The sequence below is a fragment of the Nocardiopsis nanhaiensis genome (assembly GCF_054778635.1).
This window is the reverse complement of record NZ_BAAGZJ010000081.1, coordinates 1-22,693: the sequence shown is the minus strand read 5'-3', so window position 1 is coordinate 22,693 and position 22,693 is coordinate 1. Positions and strand designations below refer to the sequence as shown.

Sequence of the window (22,693 nt, the reverse complement as noted above, 5' to 3'; positions counted from 1 at the left end):
GGGGAAAAACAACGAAAACTCCCCACCGAAAAAATAGGACACAGATTCTCAGGCGTATCATATATAATACCGAGTCTGCTGATCCTATCCTTGGTGATGGTAGTGCCGATTCTGTTTACATTCTACTACAGTTTCACCTCGTACTCCGTCCTTGGAGATCCTTCCTGGATAGGTTTCGACAACTTCTCTAGACTCTCTGATGATCCGGCGTTCTTGCGGTCATTAATAGTGACGGTGATTTACACTCTGGTTTCAGTGCCGCTTCAGACCGTGATTGCTCTGCTTATTGCAGAGGCCGTCGCACGGAGGTTTCGGAATTTCTTCGGTCGAATGGTCCGTTCGATCCTCTTTGTGCCGGTGGTGGCGTCACTGGTCGTCACGGCAGTTGTATGGCGCGCCCTTCTTGGTGCGGAAGGGGGACTCGTCAACACCGCTCTTGAGTCCCTCGGATCCGATACCCTTAATATCCTCGGTGATCCGACGGGGGCGCTGGGTGCAGTCATCCTCGTCACCGTATGGAAGAATATCGGGTATTTCCTCGTCATCTACTTTGCGGGAGTAATGGCGGTACCGCGTGATCTCTACGAAGCTTCCGCAATGGATGGTGCCGGATATTGGCAGCAGTTGTGGTCGGTCACGGTCCCTTCTCTTCGACCTATCACACTGTTGGTCACCATCCTCGGTACCATCTGGTCTTTCCAAGTATTCGACCTGGTCTACGTTATGACTGGGGGAGGCCCAGGCGGTAGTACCACGACAATCGTGATGCGTCTGTACCAGTCAGGCTTCGAGGACTTCCAGATGGGTTATGCAAGTGCAATGGCGGTGGTGCTGTTCCTTGTAGTCGTCATCGTCTCGGTGGTCCAGAGGAAGGTGCTGTCGGATGATTAGTACAGCGAAAGAATCTAGCCAGGGGAACCAGGAGTGGTCCAGCGTTTTTCGACGCCGAGGTCGTGGGGGAACAGTACTTTCCGGAGCAGTACTGACCGGTCTGATGCTGCTCGCCACACTTCCATTCCTATTCATGGTCGTCACTTCCCTGCAGGAAACCACAAGGATGACCGGGTTTCTCACGTGGGAAGACACTACACTCGATAACTATGTATCGCTCTTCGCGGATCACGCTTTTGCCCAAGCGATACTGACAAGCGTCGTTGTCGTGACCATCGCCTGCCTATTGAATGCCACTGTCTGTTCCCTGGCGGCGTTCGCGTTCGAGAAAAAACCATTTCCCGGGTCGGAAACTCTCTTCTGGATCTACATCGCTACAATGATGGTACCTCCCCAAGTCATCATTATCCCGCTTTACAACATCATGAGGGAAATGGGGCTACTGGGGACGCACTTGGCACTCGCCCTCCCCATCGTCAATGCATTCGGCGTCTTCTTGATTCGTCAGTTCATGAAGGGAATTCCGGATGCATTGCTTGATGCCGCACGCATCGACGGCGCCAGCGATGTGAGGATATTTCTACGAATCGTGCTTCCTAACATCAAGCCCGTGATTATCGCACTCACCGTGTTTACGTTCCTCACTGCATGGAACGACTTTTTGTGGCCCTTGGTTTCAGTGACGGACGAAGGGATGCAGACCGTGACACTCGCCGCTGCGAACCTACAGGGTCAATACACTGTGGATTACGGTTTGATCATGGCAGGCGCGACGATGACCTTTCTGTTCCCGCTACTGCTATACGTGGTACTGCAGCGCCAGTTTGTTGAAGGCGTGGCCGTGAGTGGTATGAAGGGTTGATTTTCTGCAGGGCATTCATTCGCGACAGCTATAATCACCACCTCATACTCGAAGATATTCCTGGTAAGTGAATTAGCACAATAGAGCGCCTATTGATGAAGCGGAGCAGGTTGTGCAGAAAAAATCGGAACACCTACTAGAAGCACGCATCTGCGACTCCCTTGAAAAGGTTTTCCAGGACGAGGAACCCCGTTCAATGGATCGAAGTATTCCACTGGTCGGATACGCGGGGGCACGTACGAACGTCCAGGTGGCAGTTCGGGTACGCAGACAAGGCGCTGTCGGCACCGTGGCGGCCCCGGAAGTACGTGTAACTTGCCCGGAAGGTGTACGTGCGCGTCTGCATCAGGTTGAACAGGTTCCAGTCTCGGTCCCGGCACCCGCAGGGGCTCACCCAGAGGAGTATTTGCGGAGTAAGCCAGGATTGTATCCTGACCTTCTGCGACCGCTCGCCGCAGAACCGCTTCCCCATCTAGGTGGGAGGACTTCTGGCGAGGAACGAGTCGGTGTACGAGGTTCAGTCGATGCCGTTCTCGACTTGTGGCACGCACTGTGGGTAGTTTTGGAGCTTGACGAAGGTGTTTCTACCAGGCAGACCGAGATTGGTATCGATATCTCGGTGAATGGGGAAGACGCGATCACTGAATCCGTCCCCCTGTTGATCGTTGGTGAGTCATTGCCGGAGTTGGATATGGTCAACACTCACTGGTTCCACTGCGACGGGCTCGTCACCTGGTATTCTCTCGATCTGTTCAGTGAGCAGTTTTGGGAGGTAGTGGAGAATTTCTTACACGCAGCGACGAGCATGTCTGTCAATTCAGTACTAACACCGGTTTGGACGCCACCGCTGGATACCAGGGAGGGTGACAGACGTTTACCCACGCAGTTGCTAGGAATATATGACCCCGGGGACGGACAGTATTCATTCGACCCAACGCAACTCCAGCGTTGGATTGACGTGGCAAAGCGGGTCGGCCTACGTTATCTAGAGATGCCTCACCTGTTCACCCAGTGGGGCGCTCACGCGACTCCGGCCATTTATGTCGGGACACCGGGCGGAACAGAGCGGCGGTTCGGGTGGGACGTGCCTTCAACTGACCCGCGCTACCAGCACTTCCTTGAACAGGTTCTCCCTTACCTTATTAATTATCTTGATCGTGAATGGGGAATTGATTATGTGATGTTCCATGTTTCTGACGAACCTCATGAGCGGCACCTAGGATCCTATGCGTCTGCTCGCGCGGTTATCGCAGATCTTCTAACGGACGTCACGGTAGTGGATGCCCTCAGCTCCTACGAGTTTTACCGGAGGGGGCTTGTTACTCAGCCGATCGTTGCGACGGACCATGCGGGCCCGTTCCTTGATGACCGTACTCTGCCGCTGTGGGTCTACTACTGTGTATCGCAAAACAGCGGAGTATCAAACAGGTTTATTGCCCAGCCCAGTTCCCGTAATCGGGTGCTGGGGCTCCAGCTCTATTTGAGCCGAGCCAGAGGATTCCTGCACTGGGGATTCAATTTTTATAACAGTAAGCTATCTGCCCGGAATATCAATCCCTTTGTAGATACCTGCGGTGGGGGTGGATTTTTCGGAGGTGACGCGTTCATAGTATATCCTGGAATCAACGGAATGCCCCTTGCCTCGATTCGGTATGAAGTATTTTCGGAATCCATGAACGACCATAGAGCCGCACAACTCCTGGAAAGGAGAGTTGGCTGGGAGAAAGCTAACGACCTGCTCAGATTCCAGGAACATGGCGGGTTCGAGCTGCCTTCCATTGAGCCTGAAGAAATCCGAGAGCGCGCTTATGCGACTGCGAGAATACTAGCCAATAATTAGCTTCCCCGGCATCTCGATAAGAGATTATTGACTCATTCGAAACTATCGTTCATTTGGCCATTGGTGGCTTTTATCCGCGCCAAACCATGGACCGCCAATGGTCTCCCACGCTAGACTCGCGTCACTTGCCTGTGCCAATAGATGATCCGCGTATGGCTCGGAATCATTCTGTGGAATGTAGCCAATAGCCCGACCCCAAGCGAGGCTCACCCATCGACGTGTGTTGGCTGAAATAGCCCAAACTGGCCAATGGCCAGGACGCTCAAGTGAAGCGGTCGCGTCAACTAGCCTGCCGAAATCCTGTGGTGACAACCATGTCGAGAGTTGTCGCTTAGTCTGTGGCTGGGAAAGGACGGTACCTATACGTGCAGTAATAATGTGCATCCGGTAGCGGTGGGCGTACACCTGCGAGATCGCCTCGACAGCCACCTTAGAGGCACCATAAAAGGAAGTTGGATCTGAATATGCGGGACTGACCTCGTGTGCCTGGTCAATCCGAACCCCTCCTGCGCTGTGGGCGGAACTTGCGATAAGTACACGGCGGACTCCTTGCTCACGGGCCGCCTCCAATACCGTATGGGTGCCCCGGATGTTCACATCGATCATCGGGTCGAAGCTTCCCTCTTCGGATATACCAGCGAGGTGAACCACGACGTCCGCGCCCTCCACGGCGCTCCTGACCGCTTTTGAATCAGCCAAATCACCGACGATGCCAACTTCCCCCTTTTCCAACGTCAGCGGGGTGCGCGTGAACAGGGCCAAATGATAGCGTCCCCGAAGTACTGGCCGCAGCAAGGTTCCTGCAATTCCATCGGCTCCAGTGATCGCGACTCGCTCCACAACTACTCCTTACGTCGGTCTAAGAATCTAGACAGGACTAAAAGACTACCGCATCCTTGACGATAGGCAAAATACTGAGCCATTTTTCCCGAGTGGCCGATCTGAAAGGCAAGACTGGGATGATTGTTATCCCACACCGAGAAGTTCAAGCCGTCAAGGAGAGGTTAGAGAACTTTCTTTACGTTAACAGGTTGCCGACCGCGGCGACTACAATGTCTTTCGGTCGAGTTGTCGGCTAGGAGGTCTTTGAAAAGCTTGCGAATACACCTCGGTCGATATTGAGACGTCCAAACCATTCCATCCGCAAAGAGCCGATTGTGTTGCTCACTCGCTCACATGGAAAACAGGTAAACCATGCTACTTGAACGTATCGAGTTTATCACCGTCACACCGATTGCCTTTCCGGATCCGCCCTTGCTCAGCGCAGCAGGTGCCCATGAACCGCTTGCCCTGCGAGCTGTCGTACAAGTGCACACCACCTCGGGTTATGTCGGACTTGGAGAGTGCCACGGTAGTGCGGCTCTGCTTAGAGACATCGAGACCGTTGCTGGTGAGTTGGTGGGGATCAAAATCAGCGACATTGCTGTGGCCCGGCAGCGAGCAGCGATTCTGCTGGCACACACACGTGCCGATCGGGCTTTCTCCCCCCTGGAAGTGGGTATGCTCGATGCCTTTGGCCAGTGCCTAGGCGTACGCGTCGTCGACCTGCTCGGTGGAGAAGTGCGTGACCAAGTGGAGTTCTGCGGCTACCTCTTCTACAAATGGAGCAGTCACCTTGATGTCGATCACGAAGATTGCTGGGGTGCGGTCGCGTCCTCGGAAGATGTCGTCGCACTTGCCCGAGTCATGTACGACCGGTACGGCTTCCGTTCCTGGAAACTCAAGGGCGGGGTGCATACAATCGGCGAGGAGCTCGAGGCGGTGCGGGCTCTGAGGGTAGCTTTCCCGGAATCTTCAATAAGGATCGATCCTAATTGTCGTTGGACTTTGGACTCGTCATACGAAGTTGCCGAACAACTCAGCGGGATTGTGGATTACCTTGAGGATCCCTGCAACGGCCTGGCCAATATGGCACGCTTAAAGGAAAGTTCGCCTGTTCCGTTGGCCACTAACATGCTCGCGGAGGACTTCGCGAAACACATGGAGGTGCTACAAACCGGAGCAGCCGATATTGTACTGCTGGACCATCACGTAGTAGGAGGGCTCCAGCGTGCCGTTGTACTGTCCCAGATCTGCCAGGCCTGGGGACTGAGGACGGCGATGCATTCCAACTCCCACCTGGGTATATCACTGGCCGCGATGACCCATCTGGCTGCGACGGTTAGTAGCGAGGTCTATTCCAACGACACCCACTATCCATGGAACGAGAAGCACGACATCCTCCAAGGCGGCCCCCTACAGATCAATGAGGGGATTCTTCGTGTGCCTGAAGGCCCCGGCCTGGGGGTACAGCTAGACGAAGACTTGCTGGGAGAAGCGCACGAACGCTACTTGGCCAGCAACATTCGGGAACGTCGCGATAGTGACTACGCCAGACGGCATACCCCGCTTTTTAAAGCTCATCATGGTACCTGGACAATGCGAGACTCGGGCTGGCCCTCAAGATGACGTTTATTTCTGGCTATATGTACCCGTGGGATACCGGTGAGCGGATGGACAGGATCCTTGAGTTGGTCCAGCCGGATCGAGTTGCCCTGGCCGGGCTTTACCACGCGGTTCGAGCGGTATCCTTCTCCGGTTCCGCCCCGCGGGTCGTGGACGCGTGGCACACAGCCTCGTATCTACCCCGCGGTTCCTGGTTGCAGGGCACATTGAGGCCCCCTCCTCCCAGTGGGTGGGCAGCCGAAAATGCCTTTTGCGAGGCGGGTTCCTGGCTTGCTGAGCGCGGTGTGCCCACAGACGCGTGGTTGGTATTTTCGCATCTTGAGGGAACGGCGGCAGGGGAATGCGCTGCTGTAGTCAACGCCGTCGGTGAGAGGTTGCCCCACACCCAGTGCCCGGGCAGCCCAGAGATGTTGGACTATGCGATGGCTGCTGTCGATGCGGCGTTGGTGGACGGGCAGGCGCATGGGTTGGTGTTGGAGGGAGTTGCTGCTCTGGGAGCTGCACATCCTGTCGGTCACGACAAAACTGGCTCGCTTGATCGTTCGGAAGTGCAGGTCAAGCTGGCCTCCTGGTGCTTTTGCTTCTACTGTCAGCAACGTCGGGGTGACGAAGGGGGGGAAATGCGCGATATTCTGCGCGCCGCAATTGATGGGCGAACGTCTATCAACGCCCCCGAAGTCGTACACGCACGACAACGGTTGGCCGAGGACAGGATCACGCTTCTGGGCGATCGATTCCGTGCCCTGGCGGCGCGCGCCCGGTCTCACGGTTGCCGTCGGGTGGCGGCGTTCGTCACGCCCGAATATGATGAGTTCGGTCCTGCGGCACCAATTGCAGCGTTGGAATTTTCCCACCTCGACCTTGCTATTGTCAGCGGCTGGGACGAGCCGGAGCGTACTGCGAGAAGGTTGGAAGCAGCCAATGTTACGAACAGTGCGTCGTCAGTCGGCGTTTACTCCAGCGCGTTGACTGCCAATGGGACAACTTTCAGCGATCTGGAACAATGGCCGATCGATGAGATCCACCTTTATCATCTCGGGCTGGCGAGTGAAAAAGATCTTCTTCGTTGGCTGTCGGGAAAGAAGTAATCGAATAAACTACACTAGTGGTCCGCATTCAAGGTGGATGAAGGGTCGATCATTGAGGGGAACCAAGTGAATGCCGAAGATTGCACGCGTTCATCAAAGTGGTCGTCTTACCTCAACGATTCGAAAGTGCTACGTGAAGCTGGAATGAGCTGCCGTGGCGCCGGTGAACAGTGGGTCGGAGGAACTCCTACACTGCAACCACGGCGGCTATCAACGAATGCCCTGGTGTTCGTAACGTCTGGAAGTGGCGAATATTGGGATGAGTCGACCGGTGAAAGAGTTTCGCTGAGAGCACCCGCTACGATTTGGGTGCGTCCAGCGGTGGAGCACGCATACGGCCCCGTACGAACCAGGTGGCGTGAACACTGGGTCCTTTTCGAAGGCTCCATGACACGGGCCTTTGAAAGCACGATGGGCTGGCGAACCCACAAGGCCGTACAGTTAGCGAGTGTCCCGCAGCTCGATGCGGTGCCAGACGCATTCAAACGCCTGCGTAGCGCATTAGCTATGCCCGACCAACTCTCTCACCTAGTCGCGTCAACCATAGTAGTTCAATTGGTAGGGACCGCGTTGGAGGTGATTAGGTCAGAGAGAGGCAAGAACTTCCATTCCGTGGCCGAAAAAATCAGTGTCTCCGCTTTCCGGCCGCTCAGCGTCAAGGAGCGCGCAGAAGAATTCGGAATTAGTGTAGATGCGTTGCAGGATTGCATGATAACTGAAACTGGAATGAGCCTCCATGATTTTATAATAAACTTAAGAATGGAAACAGCACAGAAGCTTCTTGCTGCAACAACTATTCCAGTTGGGCTCGTGGGGTCCCGGGTGGGCTATGAAGATCCCTCGTATTTCTCACGACTCTTCCGGCGCAAAGTCGGCGTGCCGCCCACTCAATTTAGAAATCAGGAAAAACTTCATTAGATGGGAATTGGGGCCCCGGGATAAAGAGTTTCGCGAAGCATGAAGCCCTCTCTGTCGATAAGGAAAGGCCGGGGCGAAATATCTCACCGACGCGATTGAGGACTACCTCGCCGCCAACAGCCGGGACCTCAGGTCGCTGGTCTGGACGGTCGCGCTGCTCGGTGTGCTCCAGGGCTAGAACACACGCCTGCGCGAACAGATTGCCGATCTCAAGTCCGACAGCGAAGCCCTTCGAGTCGACAACGAACGCTCACGGACCACCCCGTGGGCGGGCAGCCGTCAGAGGCCGTCGCGGTCGTTCCAGTGGTCCTGCCAACGCCAGTCAATTGGATCCGACTCGCGTTGGTAGCGAATATCTGTCGAAAGCCGCATACGACCATGATCATCAATGTTATCGAGAGCAGCGTGGATCATGTGAGCTGAGTGAACTATGACGTCGCCTATTTGGTAGTCCGTGGTGAGCCAGCGCGCGTCGTACTCAGTAGCTAGTTTGGGCAAGTCTGCGGTGATCGAGGACGCTGGCCGTTTCAGCCGACCTTCGCGCTCTTCCGCCATAACTGCCTGGTGTGTCCCTTCCAAATAGATTAGTCCTCCCATGGATTCCGGGCAATCACCCAAGGGAATCCACATGGAAAGAACACGATCTGTTCCCTCGCGCAAATATACAAGGTCGTAGTGTGCCTGAGTGGCGGTGCCGATGCCAGTTTCTCTAGGTTTGATGTGGCGTAGTATTTTTCTCTTGTGGAGGTGGATATCTCCTTTGAGGAACCATTCGAACCATCCATGAATTTGCGGAGAATAACAAAAGTCTTGATATTCTTTGGATGGAACAAGCTTATTGAATAGAACGTCCCTGAGTAGTGCATCATCAACTGGGCCGTCTCCCGCGATGCCCTCAGTTGGTTTGGTCCCATCTCTTATTAAACCTGTTTGGGCTAGAGACCTAAAGTAGTATGAGCGGAACTTCATTACGGTTTCTCGTGGGATTTGACTTCTTAGTAGCAGGTATCCCTGTGACCGGATTCGATGCCAGAGAGCCTCTCGGTCACTGCGCTCGCAGGTCGGTGTCTCCGATAGTTGGCCCAGTCGGGCAGGATCTTCGTCAAGGACATAACCGTTGGAAGTGCGCATAGGTCAAGATTAACGGGGGCGAGGGCACAGGAAAATAGACGATCGGGGGCAAGGGCTTGGACTATCAGAGATCCCGGGCCTTATGCTTTTGTGGGCCTGGGCCTGGGCCTGGGCCTGGGCCTGGGCCTGGCCTCGGCACGGCCACAGTACTGAGTCCGAGAAGTACGGTTCACCACCGGTCACACGTCCGGGCCGGGGATCCGCTTGAGATCCCCGGCCCGGATCAGTAGTGGCCCTCGACCACTAAACCACTCTTTGTCAGCCTTCCAACCGGATCTCTCCGTCGATCCGCCGGTTCAGGTTCCACGGGTTCTCGGCCTGGACCGCTGCGGGCAGCAGCGCCTCGGGCAGGTTCTGGTAGGCCACGGGGCGGAGGAACCGGTCGATCGCCAAGGTGCCCACGCTGGTGGTGCGGGAGTTCGAGGTGGCCGGGAACGGACCGCCGTGGACCATGGCGTGGTTGACCTCCACCCCGGTGGGCCAGCCGTTGGCGAGGATGCGGCCGGCCTTCTGCTCCAGCACGGGCAGGAGCGGGGCGGCAGCCTGCTGGTCGGTGTCGGTGACGTGCAGGGTCGCGGTCAGCTGTCCTCCCAGCTGCTCAGCCGCGCTGACCAGCTCTTCGGAGGACGCGTAGCGCACGATCAGCGAAGCCGCGCCGAAGATCTCCTCGTGCAGCACCGGGTTGTCGAGGAACTGCTTGGCTGAGGCCTGGTAGACCACCGGGGCCGGGGCGTTCTCCGTCGCACCCTCGGTGCCCTTGCCGACCAGTTCGACGCCGGGCTGGTCGGCGAGCTGTCCGACCCCTTCGTTCCAGGAGTCGCAGATGGACTTGGTGAGCATCGTCTGGCCGGCGACGGAACCCGCGGCCTCGCCGACGGCGCCCACGAAGGCGTCACCCTGCGCACCAGCGGGCACGAACACCAGACCGGGCTGGGTGCACAGCTGCCCGGAAGAGCCGGTCACGCTGGTGAGGTAGGCCCCGGCCAGTTCGGACAGGCCCTCGGTGTCCTTGTCCAGAGCCCCGTCGAAGAAGAACACCGGGTTGATGCTGCTCATCTCCGCATAGACCGGGATCGGCACCTTGCGGGCGGCAGCAGCCTCCATCAGCGCGGCGCCCGCGGTGCTTGAACCGGTGAACCCGACGGCCTGGATCGCCGGGTCCGAGGCCAGCGCCTGGCCGAGTGAGGCGCCCGGGCAGTAGATCAGGCTGAACACGCCGGGATGCAGTCCGGAGTCCCTGACAGCCCGGGTGACGGCGTCGCCCACGAGCTCAGAGGTTCCGGGGTGCGCGCTGTGGGCCTTGTAGACCACCGGGCAGCCGGCGGCCAGTGCGGAGGCGGTGTCACCGCCGGCCACCGAGAACGCCAGCGGGAAGTTCGACGGTCCGAAGACGGCCACCGGACCGAGCGGAATCTTGCGTTGGCGCACGTCGGCCCGGGGCATCGGCTGACGCTCCGGCATGGCCGGGTCCCAGCGCACCCCGCGGAAGTCGCCCTGGCGGACGACCTTGGCGAAGAGCCGGAGCTGGTTGACGGTACGGCCCCGTTCACCGGCCGCCCGGGCCTCCGGCAGGCCGGTCTCGGCCATGTAGCGCTCGGTGAGCTGCTCGCCGATGGCGTCGATGTTGTCCGCGATCCTCTCCAGGAAGCTCGCGTGGGCCTCCGGGTCCAGGGCCGAGAAGGACTTGTGGGCGTCCGCGGCCGCTGCTGTCGCGGTCTTCAGCTGAGATTCGTCGATCATCGTGTAGCCCGGTTCCAGGGCCTCATCCGTGGCCGGGTCGTACCCGCTGAAGGTGCCTCCCCCGCCGACGGTGTGCTCGCCGGCGATGATCGACTGACCCTTCAGGTTTTCAGGCATGCTCAGCTCCTCTTCCTCAGATCCACTTCGAGGCCGCAGCGGACCCGGGTCGTGAACATTCGGTTCGGTTCTTCTGTCTCTGGTGGTTTTCGCGATGTCCTGGGGAAACCGCGGGGGCCGCCGTTGCCGGAGGGGCGACGGCCGCAGGTGGCGCGGGGCTCAGGGTGAGGATGGCGCGGGGGTACCGGACTGCGGCCGGATCCCGGCGGCGTCGATCAGATCCGAGAGGTCCTGGAGGTCCTGCTCGGTGAGGTCCTGCAGCGGCGGCCGCACCGGACCGGCCTGGCGGCCCACGGCCTTGAGCCCGCCCTTGACGATCGAGACGCCGTAGCCCTTCACGCGGTCACGGATCTCCAGGTAGGGCAGGACGAAGCGGTTGAGCTTCTCTGTCACGGCCACCTGGTCCAGCTTGCGCACATCGGTGTAGAACTCGACGGCGAACTCCGGGACGAAGTTGTACATCGCCGAGGAATAGGTGCTCATGCCCAGCTGCAGCATCGGTAGCGCGAAGGTCTCCGCGGTCGGCAGTCCACCGAGGTAGAACAGCCGGTCTCCGGCGGTGGCGACCACCTTGGTGACGGCCTCGATGTTCCCGGTGGCGTCCTTGAACCCGATGAAGTTCTCGTGCTTGTCCGCCAGCCGTTTGACGGTCTCGGCCTTGTAGATGGCGTTGCCGCGATTGTAGATGATCACGCCGATGCCCGTGGCCCCGCACACCGCGTCCACGTGGGCCTCCAAGCCCTGCTGGTCGCACTCGGTGAGGTACGGCGGCAGCAGCAGCAGGCCCTCGCATCCTGCGGCCTCGGCGGCCTGAGCGTTCTGGACCGCCGCGTTCGTCGGGCCGCCGGCCGATCCCAGGACCGGGACGTGGTCGCCAGCCTCTTCGACGGCCATCTGACAGACCCGGGCGTTCTCCTCGGGGGAGAGGCTGAAACCTTCGCCGGTGCCGCCAGCGGCGAAGAGGCCGACCGCGCCCTGGCGTGCCTGCCAGCTCAGGTGGGTCCGGTAAGCGTCCTCGTCAACCTGGAGGTCTTCGGTGAAGGCGGTGACGGGAAAGGAGAGGAGGCCGTCCTTCAGATGGTCAGCCAGTTCTCGGGGGGTGTACTTGGACACGGAGACCGTCCTTAGTGTCTGGGGCCCTCCGCGTGGAGTGCGGTGGACTCGTGCTGCCGACGGAATGGCTTGAGAGTGACCGCTGATCGACCAGGGCCGTTCTGCACTGCCCTGCGAGAAGCGCTGGAGGGTGCCTCGGGCCGGGGCCCCGGGGCTTCGGCATCACTCTAGATACGCCGGTTGATGTCCGTCCAAGCCCAGTTCTGAATGGTTTCATGCCGTGTCGGTATCACTCTCCGGTGTGGTGGCCGAGGAGGGGCGGTGGAGGATTTCCAGCATCCGGTGCAGTGCCGGGTTGCGGTGGTTGCGCCGCCAGATGGCATGGAGCTCGACCACCTCTTCGGTCTGGTCCGCCAGGTCCAGTAGGACGACGTCCTCGATGTTCAGCTGGCCGGCGGAGGCGGGCACGATCGCGACTCCGCGGCCGGCGGCGACCAGGGAGACCATGGTCAGGATCTGGCTGACCGTGTGGACGACCTTGCCGTGCTGGATGGGGACGTGGCGGGAGGCCAGGTCGTAGAAGTACCGGGCCTTGACGGGCGAGTACATGATCAGCGGGGAGTGTGCGAGGTCCGCGTTCCCGACCGGCCGGTCCAACCGGGCCAGCTGGTGGTCGGCCTGAACGGCGAGCTTGAGGCTCTCGGTGTGGAGCAGCAGGGATCCGAAGAGGTCGTGGTCGAACGGTGGCCGGGCGAGCCCCAGGTCGATCTCCTCATCGGTGAGCGAGGAGACCTGCTCGCGGGTGACCATTTCGCGCAGGTCGACGTCGACGTCGGGAAGCTCCTCGGAGAGCAGGGTGAGCAGCTGACCCAGCACGTTCAGTGTGGATGCGGCGGTGAAGCCGACCCGGAGGAGGCCGGCCCGGCCGCTGGCGATGCGCCGGGCGTTGAGCGGGGCCTGCTCAGTGGCGACCATGAGGTGGCGGGCGTCGTTCAGGAACGCTTCGCCAGCGGTGGTGAGCGAGACCTTCCGATTGTCCCGTTCGATCAGCCGCACGCCCACCGTCTTCTCCAGTTTCTGGATCTGCCGGCTCAGCGGCGGCTGGGTCATGTTCAGGCGTTCCGCGGCCCGGCCGAAGTGCAGTTCCTCTGCGACAGCGACGAAGGACCGGACCTGGTCGAGGGTGAACACTATGCTCTCCAGGTATGAGATGGGGCATGGAAGAAACAGGCGGAGCATCATCATGTAATGCGGGGAGGGCCTTACTCAACTAGGAACGCCCGCAGGCGACTTCGCGGGCCGTGGCGCTCCTCGCCTCGCGGGTCCTGTCCACGCGTTCAAGATGATCGCAGGATCTGGATGCTCGGAGCGTCTGAAACTGGGGGAAGGGCGGATGGACCGGGCGGATCGGGCTCGGCTGCCGAGCGCCGGTCCGGGTGCGGTCGTCAGCGGGTCCCGAGACCCGTCCTGCGCCCGCGGAGGCCCCGGTAGTCAGCCGCCCCAGTTGACCGTCATCAGCACCATCGTGGTCAGAACGCTGGACGGGAGGGTGGCCGCCACGGTGACCACACCTCCGACCAGGCCGCCGGTGACCGCGCCGACAGTGCCTTGCCGGTGGCCGTGGGCGATCCTCCGGGCGCACCACACGCCCAGGACCGCCGCGAGGGCGGCTCCCTGCAGGGCGAAGACCACACCGGCCATCAATCCGAACAGGGCGGCGGGCACCGCGGCGAGCCCTGCGGCGACCATGGCGAGCACGGTCGCGTATGCGGGGTGCGGAGTCAGCAGCGCCCGCAGGACCAGCAGGACGGCACATGCTGCGGCCAGGCCCAAGGACCATGACACGAATTGCTCCACAGCGCTCCGGTCCTGGTCCGGTGCGGCCGTGAAGTATGCGCCCCAGGCGATGCTGAGCGGCAGCGCACACATGGTGGCGAGCACCGCGGCATCACGGCCGACCTTCCGAAAGTCCCGGCGGAGCAGCCCGGCCAGGAACAAGGCAACGACCGGGAGTGATGCGGACCACACGCCGACGATGACGGCCCTCTCCGCCACTTCCACGTAGAACAATCCGGCACTCCGTTCGGGGAATGGTAGGGCGGCGTGTGTGCCGTCCGTGCTGTTCACCGCCTCAGGGCTGCAATGTGGACGGGGGTTGTCCCTGCTGGCGGGGCCGCGGGCGTTCCGCGGGATACCGGCGGCTGCCGAGCGCCGGCCCGGGTGCGCTCGTCAGCGGGGCTCGACACCCGTCCTCTGCTCGCGGGCGTCGAACAGTTCGATGCTCTCCCGCAGTGCCTTGAGTACGTACGGCGGGACCGTCATCCCCCGCTTGTGCGCCCACAGCAGCTGGGCCTCCACCCGGCCCACCTCCGCGGCGTAGGCCTCGTGGTCCCGGTCCATGCCGAGGGCGCGCACCACCCCGCCGTAGTCGGCCCACTGCTCCTTGGTGTTGGCGCCGACCGGGGCGAAGGAGACCCCGCGCAGCACCCGGGCGAGGAACAGCTGCCAGGGGCGCAGGACTCCCTGCTGGATCATGGCCGTGGCCGACATCCGGTAGAAGGCGAAGTGGCCGGGCTCCTGGCGCTTGATCGGGGTGATGAGGGTTTCCGCGATCGCCCGCTCCTCCATGTCCAGCAGCCCGCGGTTGATGGTGTTGTAGGCCAGCACGGCCTGGCGTTCGGTGCTCGCCCCGGTGAGGAAGTACAGCAGCCGGATGATCTCCTGGACCGGCTTCAGGTGCGCGAGCTTGCCGAGCAGGCGCATACGGGCGGACAGCTCCAGGTCCGGTTCGGCGGGAGGTAGACCCAGGTCCTGCTGGAGGCGGTCCAGGGCGAGCCCGTGGTGGAGTTCCTGCGGCTGCCAGACGTTGGCGTAGAACGTGCGGTTGGTGTCGTCGACGTCCGGGAGGAGGACGAGGAGTTCGAGGACGTTGCGGTCGACCTCCAGCTCCACCCGGGAGAGGTATTCGAGGACGTGGCCGTAGCGTTCCCGCACTGCCCGAGGGTTCCGCACGGTGTAGTCGACGCTGTCCAGGTCGATCGGGGGGTGGAGCTCGCCGAGGCGCTGTACGTGTTCGGCGATCTTGGCCTGGGTGACGGTCTCGCGTGGCACGTTTCCACGATAGGCGAAGGCCCCCGGCCCTCCCGGGGGAGGGGCGGAGGCCTGCTGTCGGATCGCCTGTGCCGGGACCCCTCAGATCTCCTTGGCGAGCTTGCCGATCACGGGGACCCACTCCCGGACCGAGACGTCACTGACCAGGCCCTCGGTGCGGAACGGGTCGTCGTCGGTGTACGCCACGGCCTCCTCGGCGGAGGACGCGCGCACGATCAGCAGCCCGCCGGGCGCCTCGTCGGGGCCGAAGGGGCCCGAGCAGAGGTTGATGTCCCGCTCGGCCAGCTTGTTCAGGTACTCGCGGTGCGCGGGCCGGTGCCGGTCGCGCGCTTCGGAGCTGTTCTCGGCGTAGGTGTAGATGATGGCGTAGACGGCCATGGGGAGTACCTCGTGTCTCGGTTCAGGGACGGGTGCCGGTCCGGTTCGCGGCACAGGATGAGAATCGGCCCGCGACCGATGTTCGCATGACGTGCACGTGTCGTCGGTCCGGGATTTGGACCGCGGGTCACCGCCCTAACCCACGATGCTCTCCCACGCGGCGGTGACCATCGTGTATGCCCCCCGCGCGAGTCCCAACAGAACCAGCGCCGTCACCGCGAACGTCAGCACATAGAGCAGCACGGCGGTGGCCCTGCGTGCGACGTGGAAGCGGAACTCCGGTTCGGTCACTGGACACCCTCCGCCGCCGCCCCTTCCGGGGCGAGCATGCTCGTGAACACGTCCGCCTCCGGTTCCAGCAGCCACCGCAACAGCTCGGCCAGACTGGGGTCGGGCCGCTGGCCGGGGTCGCTGACCGCGCTGGTCACGAAGACCTCGACCGTCCCGAAGTCGTCCCTGGCCGCCCGCAGCAGGTTGTCCAGCCCCATCATCTCCCGCGCCCACAGTTCGGGCTCGATGTCGGCTGGCGCGATCGACGTCCCCGCCAGCAGGTCCCCCCGGGACACCACCACCGCCAACCGGGTCCGCCCGAGTCCGCGCCCCAGGGCCAGGTACTGCCGCTGGACCTCGTCGCGTACCTGCATGTACGCCTGCTCGGGGTCGGGGGTGTGTGAGCGCTCCTCGGACAGGCGGCTGCGCTCCGAGGGGTCGAGGGTGTTCCACACCGGCGGCACCGACAGCGGGTCCAGCACGAGGACGAACGTGGTGGTCTTGCCCAGGTAGGTGAGTTCTTCGGCCCGGTCGGAGCGGTTGAACCACTCCCCGGCGGTGTCGTACACCTGCAGCACCAGCGTGCGCCTCTCCGCCGTCACCCGCAGGACCAGCCCGCGCGCCTGCCGCCCCGGCTGGGTCGGCGGCACCTTCCTCCCCGGGGAGAGCAGATCCTGGGAGTCGCTCAGCGAGTGCTGGGTCTCCGCACCGGCCAGCTCGACGCTGGCGCCGCCGTGTGCACCGGCCGCGTGCTCCAAGGCCCCGTGGAAGCCGTGGGTGAGCCGGGTCTTGCCCGCCCCGGTCCCGCCGAACAGCGCCAGCGAGAGCTCTCTGGACTCACCCGGCCGGTGCTCCAACCGCTGTTCGCAGTGCGGGCACAGGGCGTCCAGGTCGGCCGAGCCGAGGACGAGCAGTGTGGGCATCGGCTGACCGCACACGCACCGCCGCCGGAACACGCCCCGGCGGCCCGGGCGGACATCGCGGTGGACGCGCCCGCACCCGCCGCACTCGTACGACGGGTAGGCCATGTGCTGGAAGCAGCTCGGGCACAGCATGCGGATCCGCCGGAACCTGAGCAGGCCGCCGTCCACCAGCCGCAGCACCACCACGCCCACCCAGGCCACGATCATGTGGCACAGCAGCACCAGTGCCTGCGCCAGCAGGTAGGGGAGCAGGAAGACCACGAACAGCCCGGTCTGGTTCCCGACCCGGATCGCCACCTCGCCGAAATCCCACCAGGCCGGGCCCCCGTGGTAGCGGTACTCGGCCGGTTCGTCCGGGCCCAGCTCCGGCACGCGCGGGTTCTCACCGTGGTACAGGACGGCGTGCACGTTCCGGACGAACACCCACACCAGCAGGAGCAGTGCACCGGCCAGGGCCACGGCGAGGACGACGATGAAGCCGCCCGCCAGGAAGGCGACCCGCTCAACGGGTTCGTCGCCCGTGGCGATGTAGACCGCCATCAGGACGGCGACGAGAACGACGACGATGGTGCCCCGGGATTCGAAGCGGGCAACGGGTGTGGTCATCCTCGACGCGGCCCCCTCCGGAAGCGGTCGAGCAGGCCGCGTTCCCCGCCCCGATCCCTCAGTCCGCGCGACCACACCTCGAACTCGTGCCCGCCGCCGCCCCGCCCGAAGGCCTTGCGGGCCGCTCCCACGTCGCGCTTGGACCAGGTGCGCAGCGCCGGTTCCAGTACGTCGCCGCGCAGGTGGGCGCCGCGCCCGGCCGAGTCCAGGGCCCGCGCGGTCCGGAACACCTTCACGGCCAGGTCCGGTTCGGGCGGCTTCTTCTGCTGACGCGTCTGGCCCCGCTTCGGGGGCAGGGCCAACCGGGTGCGGGCCGCTCTGCAGTAGGCGTCGAACACGTCCTGTCCGCAGTCGGACAGCGCCTCGGCTGCGTGCTCCGGGCGCCAGTGCAGCAACCGGTCCGCGGTCAGCCGCAGCGCGACGGTGGCGACGACCACCTGTGCGCGCCGCACCTCCGCCACCACGGCCGGCAGCGCCGCCGGACCCTCCGCCCCGCGCGCCCGGGCCAAGCGGTCCAGCACCTCCGTGACCGCTCGCCATTCCGCGATCACCCGGCGCCCGGCCTCCGGCAGCTGTAGCCCGAGCGGGTGCCGGGACAGTTCGTGCAGCGCCCGCCGCCACTCGGTCTCCTGGCCCTCAGCCGGGACGACCACCAGCGCCTCGGTGATCCAGTGGCCCACACCCGAGGCGACGCGGGTGTGCTCGTTGACCAGCCCGGCCACGGCCAGCACCGCGGCCGGTCCGTGGTCGGGCCCCCAGACCCGTACCAGCAGCTCCTCGTCCAGATCGTGTGCGGGCAGCCCCGGGGCATTCGAATCACGGGTCTCCTGTCGCAGGGCCACCACCCCCCGCAACAGGCGCAGCGGGTCGCTCGCTCCCGAAGCCAGCATCCGCAGCTCGCGCAGGACCGCGGTCGAGCCGTCCCGGTCCTCGACGAACAGCGCGCCCACAGGCCCCGCGGCCAGGCCCCCCAGCGTGGTGCGGGGAAGCGCGGTCAACCCCGCGGCCGCCCCCCGGCGCAGGGGTTCGTGCGCCCGGAGCAGCCGCACCAGGTCGGGGTCGGGATCGGCCCCCACCGGGGTGGCGGCCAGGTACTCGGTGACCGTTCCGCGCCCGTACCCCGCCAACGCCGAGGCGGGCAGGGACAGCCCGCCCGCCCGTGTCCAGCGCAGGAGTTCCACGGCCCGGTCCGGCGGCACCCGGCCGAGCGTGCCGTCGAGCAGCCCGGAGGCCCGTTCGAGGGCGGCCTTCCGCACGGTCTCGGAGCGAATGGGTGACACCGGGGGTGCCTGTGCTCCGGCGGCGATACCGTCCAGCGAACGTCTCACCATCACCCCCTCCAGCCGGTCGGTGAGCGCGCCTGAACCCACCTGGTGCGCCACCCCCTGGAGGCGGACCAGCTCGTCGTCGTGCAGTGAGTCGGTATCGGCGTCGAGCAGGCGTTCGAGCAGGTCGTGTGCGCGCCCAGGGGCCAGCCAGGAGGCCGCGTCGGGGAGCCACCCGCGCACCGCGCGCAGGTCGGGGTCGGTGGTCCGGGTGGAGTCGTCGGCGAGCGACGCCGCGGCCAGCACCGGGCGCCAGTCGGAGAGCGGCCCCTCCGTCCCCGACGCGTAGGGGAGGGCCCGGGACCAGAGCGCGGGCGTTCCCGCCACCCCCGACCCGAGGATGACCGACACCACCGTCAGGGTGTCCGGCCCGGGCGGTTCGACGGCGTCGGGCAGCCCGTTCCCCTCGGGCAGCCTGTCTGCGTCGGGGGCCCGGCTGTCGCCCTCCGGGTTGAAGACCGCGAACCGGCCGCGGAGCATGTACGTGTCCGTGCCCGGCGGCACGGCCACCACGTGCACCGCGGTCGACTCGGGGCTGCCGCTGTAGGTCGCGAAGGACATCGACCGCGCCCGGTTGGGCGGGAGCAGGTGGGAGAGGGCGGCCACCCAGTGGGCCGCCGCCTCGTCGTCCGCCACGAGGAGCACGGGGACCCCGTCCCCGATCGCCGCGTCCACCGCCACCAGAAGCGGTTGGAGGAGACGCCCCCGAGCGCCCCGCAGCCAGGCGCCGGTGCGCCGCCGGTCCAGCGGCCCGGGCGGGAGGGGGAGGCCGGGCAGGTCGGGGCTGTCCACCGGGGTGCTCGCCCAGAACCCGGCCCCCCACAGTTCGGCGGGCAGCGGGCCGTCGGCCCCGTCCAGCAGCAGGCTGTGCGCAAAGTAGTTGCCCGGCCGCCCCGACGGGTCGTCACCGCTGGAGACGACCCGGCTCAGGACCGGCGATCCGCCCAGGTCGGGGGAGTAGCAGAGGTTGACCGGGTGCCGGTCGACGTCCTCGGAGGCCATGCCACGCGGGGGTTCGTAGACGGTGAAGCGCTCCACCTCGCGCAGGACCTCCTGGTCCACACCGGGGGTCGCCGCGTTGAACTGGTAGCCGGTGTAGCCGGCCAGGCCGTGTTCGCACGAGGTGTAGTACAGCTGAGGTGAACTCATCGCCTATGCGTGCCCTTTCCGTGGAGCCTGTGCCTGTGCCGGGTGCGGGGTCTGGCCGGTCGGGTGCGGTGCGGGTCGAAGCGGGGTCAGGGCTGCGTGCGGAGCTGGTTCGCCGGTCAGCGCTGCCGGCTCCTGGACGGGATCACCCCGAACTCGGAGAGCAGCCACAGGAACGGGTCGGCTACCCGGTAGGGGCGCACCCCGCCCTGGATCCTGTTGTTCTCGCTCGGGGTGTCGCCCAACGAGGACACCCCGAAGTAGCGGGCGTTGCGGTAGTGGTTGCGGACGTGGTCGTCGATGGCCGCGCTGCCCCAGCGGTCGAGGAGCTGCTGGATCTGGGCGTGCACGTCCTGGCTGTCGGTCTCGTCGAAGAACGGCTCGCTCGGCTGAGGGCGGTGCAGCGGCGACCCCTCGTCCATCGCGCCGCGCAGGGCGTCGGTCTTGGTCAGGCACACGGCGATCGGTACCTGGATCAGCCGCTTCGGACTGCCCTCCCGGCGCATCAGGAGGTCGGTGACCCGCTCCAGCATGTGGATGGGCTGGTTCTCGGCGCCGTCCCGGGCGGGCATCAGCGTCCCGGACGGGGCCATCCGCCGTGCGCCGTCCATCTGGAGGGTGTCCAGCAGCACGATCACGCCGTCCGCGTTGTTCAGGTAGCGCAGGTTGGTCTCGACACTCCCAGCGTCGTGGAGATCCTCACCCGCGGTGTCGAAGAACGACAGCAGGGTGTGGTCCGGCCGGTTCCCGGTGAGCCCGCGCCGTTTGGTGGTGAAGCGGAACAGCAGGGGCGCGCGGTTGCCCCCCGCGGCCGGGGACGTGGCCGGGAGCAGACCGCCGTCCTCGTACAGCTTGGACTCGTAGTCGCGGCCGAAGCTCTGCCTGGTGTGGTCGTCCGACCCGCCGACGGAGGCGTTGAACCGGCTGCCGACCCGGTTCTTCAGCTCGTGGATGAGCACCGTCATGAAGACGGTCTTGCCCGAGTTCCGGGCACCGACCATCGCGATCATGCGGCCGCGCATCCGGCCGAAGTTCACCGGCATCCGCGCGTGGCACACCATGCAGACCTTCCGGTCGGAGACCACCGAGCACGAGGGGCACACGGCCTTGGCGCGCCGGCCGTTGGCCTCGAACACCGGCGGCATACGGTCCGCGCGACCCCAGTGGGTCCGCATCGCCGGGTCCACCACGAGCGAGCAGGTGTCGCCGGACGGACCCGGCCGCCCCACGCAGCGGAAGCGGATCTGGCGTTCGGTGAAGTCCGAATAGCAGTAGGGGCACACCACGCGCGGCCCGTCCAGGGGATTCAAAGACGAAGCTCCTTCACTGAGGGCTGGCGCAGGCGCACGCCCGCGCTCTCACCCGCCGGAAAACACATCAACCAGGCCGGGCCGCGTTCCCGGGGCGGTTGGACCCGCACCGACACCCACTCCCCGGCGGACAGGCGGCGGGCCGGGAAGGTCGCCAGCACCCGTCCCTGCTCGACGGAGCCCGGCTGGATCCGCCCGGGTGCGTACACGACCGCGACCTCCGGCATGTCGCAGGCGGCTTCGGCCCCGACCCGAACGATCCGTTCGCGGCGCAGCAGGCCGACCGCCTCCACCCGGTAGTCGAGTACCGCCTTGCCGGGTACGCGCACGGTCGCCGGGCCGCTGAGCGACTCACCGGAGTCGGAGGCCACCGCAGTCCGGACCGTCACCAGGACGGGGCCGGAGCCCATGTGCGCCTCGAACCCGCCCTCGGCCGCGTACCGGGTCCTCGAGCGGCGCGCCTCGCCGTGCGGGCCCGTGCCGCAGGACGAGCCCGCTTCGCCGGTGCCGCCGGAACCGTCCGGCCCACCGGCGGCTCCCGCGCCGCCAAACGAGCCCTCCGTGCCGGTGTCCTCCCGCCAGCTCACCACCGCGGTCACGGCCTGGTCGGGCCAGGTCCAGCTCAGCCGGACCGCCGTGTCGAACCGTTCGGCCCGCAGGTCGGTGACCGGGGGCGCCGCGGTGACCCGCACCCGCCCACCCGCCACGGCCCGGTCGCCCGTCACCGTCACGGCCACGACGTACGTGACTCCCGAGGGGAGGGGGAGCCGGGCCCGGGGCCTGCCGTCCGGGCCCGTCGCCGCCTCGCTCGGGACCTCCGTTCCGAGCGCCGACCACCGGTCGGTCGGCACGGTCTAGCCCGGCGGCCACCGCGGCGGCCGCTCCGCGGTGAACAGCAGCACCCGGCCGCGGGTCGGCGCGGTCCACGAGGCCACGAAACCCTCGGCCTCGGACTCCACCACCAGATCCCGCACCGGGGCCGGGGCCGAACCCGGGTTGGCGCGCCGTACGAGCCCCTCCGCGCCGCGCGTCCAGCCCTGCGAGGTCAGGTACATCGCGCGCACCCGGTAGTAGTACTCCACATCCGGGCGGACGGCGGTGTCACGGAACCCCGTGCCGTCGTTCTCGACCGGCACCCCGTCACCCAGGCCCCGGGGAGGGTTCCCCTCCGCGCGCAGCACCTCCACCCGGACCGCCTCCGGCGGGGGCCGCCACGAACCGCTCACGGAGGACGCGCCCGAGCGGACCCGCAGCTCGGTGACGTCGGGGGTGATCATCACCGGCCTGCTCGACACCGCAGACGACACTCCCCGCCCGCCGCGCACCGCCACCACCGAATAGCGGACCTCGCTACCCACCGGTACGTCGTCGTCCACGGCCTCGGTGCCGGACACTTCCGCCAACGGCCGCTCCCGAGCGGTCCCGCCCCGGCCGGCCAGCCGGGCCACCCGGTACGTCACCCGTCCGGCCAGGCTCGTGCTGGGCTGCCACGTCACCACGACGCGGCGCCCGTCCACCCGCGCCGCGGCGCCACCCGGC

19 protein-coding genes and 2 pseudogenes are annotated in these 22,693 nt (G+C 64.7%); 7 read left to right on the top strand and 14 right to left on the bottom strand.

Translation table 11 applies throughout. The annotated features are described in order from the left end of the window. Positions 1-102 precede the first annotated feature (102 nt). From ACYVD1_RS28000 to ACYVD1_RS27990, 3 genes are all read left to right on the top strand, one after another. Positions 103-891, top strand: a complete 789-nt coding sequence (locus ACYVD1_RS28000; RefSeq protein ID WP_460777497.1) for a carbohydrate ABC transporter permease — start codon at positions 103-105, stop codon at positions 889-891. Positions 892-994: 103 nt separating this feature from the next. Next, the gene (locus tag ACYVD1_RS27995; RefSeq protein WP_460777496.1) at positions 995-1,753 is read left to right on the top strand and encodes a carbohydrate ABC transporter permease; all 759 of its coding nucleotides are present in this window, start codon (positions 995-997) and stop codon (positions 1,751-1,753) included. A gap of 562 nt (positions 1,754-2,315) precedes the next feature. After that, positions 2,316-3,593 carry a DUF4091 domain-containing protein gene (locus ACYVD1_RS27990; RefSeq protein WP_460777495.1) on the top strand — a complete coding sequence of 426 codons (1,278 nt, stop codon included), beginning with the start codon at positions 2,316-2,318 and terminating at the stop codon, positions 3,591-3,593. Between the two features lie 42 nt (positions 3,594-3,635). Here the strand turns inward: ACYVD1_RS27990 and ACYVD1_RS27985 are convergent, their stop codons facing one another. Next, positions 3,636-4,433, bottom strand: a complete 798-nt coding sequence (locus tag ACYVD1_RS27985; RefSeq protein WP_460777494.1) for an NAD-dependent epimerase/dehydratase family protein — start codon at positions 4,431-4,433, stop codon at positions 3,636-3,638. Positions 4,434-4,787: 354 nt separating this feature from the next. On the opposite strand from ACYVD1_RS27985, the gene ACYVD1_RS27980 reads away from it, so the two are divergent. The 4 genes and pseudogenes from ACYVD1_RS27980 (at position 4,788) to ACYVD1_RS27965 (ending at position 8,044) form a co-directional block, all read left to right on the top strand. Then, complete coding sequence (locus tag ACYVD1_RS27980; RefSeq protein WP_460777493.1) at positions 4,788-6,041, top strand: enolase C-terminal domain-like protein; 1,254 nt, start codon at positions 4,788-4,790, stop codon at positions 6,039-6,041. 407 nt (positions 6,042-6,448) lie between these two features. Further along, positions 6,449-7,126 carry a hypothetical protein gene (locus ACYVD1_RS27975; protein ID WP_460777492.1) on the top strand — a complete coding sequence of 226 codons (678 nt, stop codon included), beginning with the start codon at positions 6,449-6,451 and terminating at the stop codon, positions 7,124-7,126. Positions 7,127-7,270: 144 nt separating this feature from the next. After that, positions 7,271-7,636, top strand: a pseudogene (locus tag ACYVD1_RS27970) (AraC family ligand binding domain-containing protein); the annotation flags it as partial. A gap of 102 nt (positions 7,637-7,738) precedes the next feature. Then, positions 7,739-8,044 carry a helix-turn-helix domain-containing protein gene (locus ACYVD1_RS27965; RefSeq protein ID WP_460777512.1) on the top strand — a complete coding sequence of 102 codons (306 nt, stop codon included), beginning with the start codon at positions 7,739-7,741 and terminating at the stop codon, positions 8,042-8,044. Positions 8,045-8,323: 279 nt separating this feature from the next. Here ACYVD1_RS27965 and ACYVD1_RS27960 read toward each other — a convergent pair whose 3' ends face one another. The 13 genes and pseudogenes from ACYVD1_RS27960 to ACYVD1_RS27900 form a co-directional block, all read right to left on the bottom strand. Next, positions 8,324-9,175: a phytanoyl-CoA dioxygenase family protein gene (locus tag ACYVD1_RS27960; protein ID WP_460777491.1), complete on the bottom strand. Its 852-nt coding sequence runs from the start codon at positions 9,173-9,175 to the stop codon at positions 8,324-8,326. Positions 9,176-9,433: 258 nt separating this feature from the next. After that, positions 9,434-11,032 carry an aldehyde dehydrogenase (NADP(+)) gene (locus ACYVD1_RS27955; protein ID WP_460777490.1) on the bottom strand — a complete coding sequence of 533 codons (1,599 nt, stop codon included), beginning with the start codon at positions 11,030-11,032 and terminating at the stop codon, positions 9,434-9,436. A gap of 159 nt (positions 11,033-11,191) precedes the next feature. After that, complete coding sequence (locus ACYVD1_RS27950) at positions 11,192-12,145, bottom strand: 5-dehydro-4-deoxyglucarate dehydratase (protein WP_460777489.1); 954 nt, start codon at positions 12,143-12,145, stop codon at positions 11,192-11,194. Between the two features lie 213 nt (positions 12,146-12,358). Continuing rightward, positions 12,359-13,276, bottom strand: a complete 918-nt coding sequence (locus ACYVD1_RS27945; RefSeq protein WP_460777488.1) for a LysR family transcriptional regulator — start codon at positions 13,274-13,276, stop codon at positions 12,359-12,361. Positions 13,277-13,576: 300 nt separating this feature from the next. Further along, complete coding sequence (locus ACYVD1_RS27940; RefSeq protein ID WP_460777487.1) at positions 13,577-14,155, bottom strand: hypothetical protein; 579 nt, start codon at positions 14,153-14,155, stop codon at positions 13,577-13,579. Between the two features lie 159 nt (positions 14,156-14,314). Continuing rightward, a complete protein-coding gene (locus ACYVD1_RS27935; protein ID WP_460777486.1) occupies positions 14,315-15,196 on the bottom strand; it encodes a GTP-binding protein LepA in 882 nt (293 codons plus the stop codon). A gap of 81 nt (positions 15,197-15,277) precedes the next feature. Beyond that, positions 15,278-15,574 (bottom strand): YciI family protein, encoded by a 297-nt coding sequence (locus tag ACYVD1_RS27930; RefSeq protein WP_460777485.1) that lies wholly within the window; start codon positions 15,572-15,574, stop codon positions 15,278-15,280. A 135-nt stretch (positions 15,575-15,709) separates the two neighbouring features. Beyond that, on the bottom strand, positions 15,710-15,865 hold the full coding sequence (locus tag ACYVD1_RS27925) for a hypothetical protein (RefSeq protein ID WP_460777484.1): 156 nt from the start codon (positions 15,863-15,865) through the stop codon (positions 15,710-15,712). Continuing rightward, positions 15,862-17,373: a TRAFAC clade GTPase domain-containing protein gene (locus tag ACYVD1_RS27920; protein ID WP_460777483.1), complete on the bottom strand. Its 1,512-nt coding sequence runs from the start codon at positions 17,371-17,373 to the stop codon at positions 15,862-15,864. The genes ACYVD1_RS27925 and ACYVD1_RS27920 overlap by 4 nt, the downstream gene beginning before the upstream one ends. Beyond that, positions 17,370-19,847: a GTPase-associated protein 1-related protein gene (locus tag ACYVD1_RS27915; RefSeq protein ID WP_460777482.1), complete on the bottom strand. Its 2,478-nt coding sequence runs from the start codon at positions 19,845-19,847 to the stop codon at positions 17,370-17,372. The genes ACYVD1_RS27920 and ACYVD1_RS27915 overlap by 4 nt, the downstream gene beginning before the upstream one ends. A gap of 116 nt (positions 19,848-19,963) precedes the next feature. Next, positions 19,964-21,154, bottom strand: coding sequence for a TRAFAC clade GTPase domain-containing protein (locus ACYVD1_RS27910; RefSeq protein ID WP_460777481.1), 1,191 nt, complete (start codon positions 21,152-21,154; stop codon positions 19,964-19,966). Continuing rightward, the gene (locus tag ACYVD1_RS27905; RefSeq protein WP_460777480.1) at positions 21,151-22,005 is read right to left on the bottom strand and encodes a hypothetical protein; all 855 of its coding nucleotides are present in this window, start codon (positions 22,003-22,005) and stop codon (positions 21,151-21,153) included. Before ACYVD1_RS27905 ends, ACYVD1_RS27910 begins: the two co-directional genes overlap by 4 nt. 3 nt (positions 22,006-22,008) lie before the next feature. Further along, positions 22,009-22,693: pseudogene (locus ACYVD1_RS27900) on the bottom strand (hypothetical protein); the annotation flags it as partial.

What these genes read in the sequence shown, in the direction of transcription:
- ACYVD1_RS27955 (WP_460777490.1), bottom strand. Translation starts at nt 11,032, where the DNA reads ATGCCTGAAAACCTGAAGGGTCAGTCGATCATCGCCGGCGAGCACACC.
- ACYVD1_RS27930 (WP_460777485.1), bottom strand. Translation starts at nt 15,574, where the DNA reads ATGGCCGTCTACGCCATCATCTACACCTACGCCGAGAACAGCTCCGAA.
- ACYVD1_RS27960 (WP_460777491.1), bottom strand. Translation starts at nt 9,175, where the DNA reads ATGCGCACTTCCAACGGTTATGTCCTTGACGAAGATCCTGCCCGACTG.
- ACYVD1_RS27920 (WP_460777483.1), bottom strand. Translation starts at nt 17,373, where the DNA reads ATGACCACACCCGTTGCCCGCTTCGAATCCCGGGGCACCATCGTCGTC.
- ACYVD1_RS27915 (WP_460777482.1), bottom strand. Translation starts at nt 19,847, where the DNA reads ATGAGTTCACCTCAGCTGTACTACACCTCGTGCGAACACGGCCTGGCC.
- ACYVD1_RS27995 (WP_460777496.1), top strand. Translation starts at nt 995, where the DNA reads ATGCTGCTCGCCACACTTCCATTCCTATTCATGGTCGTCACTTCCCTG.
- ACYVD1_RS27980 (WP_460777493.1), top strand. Translation starts at nt 4,788, where the DNA reads ATGCTACTTGAACGTATCGAGTTTATCACCGTCACACCGATTGCCTTT.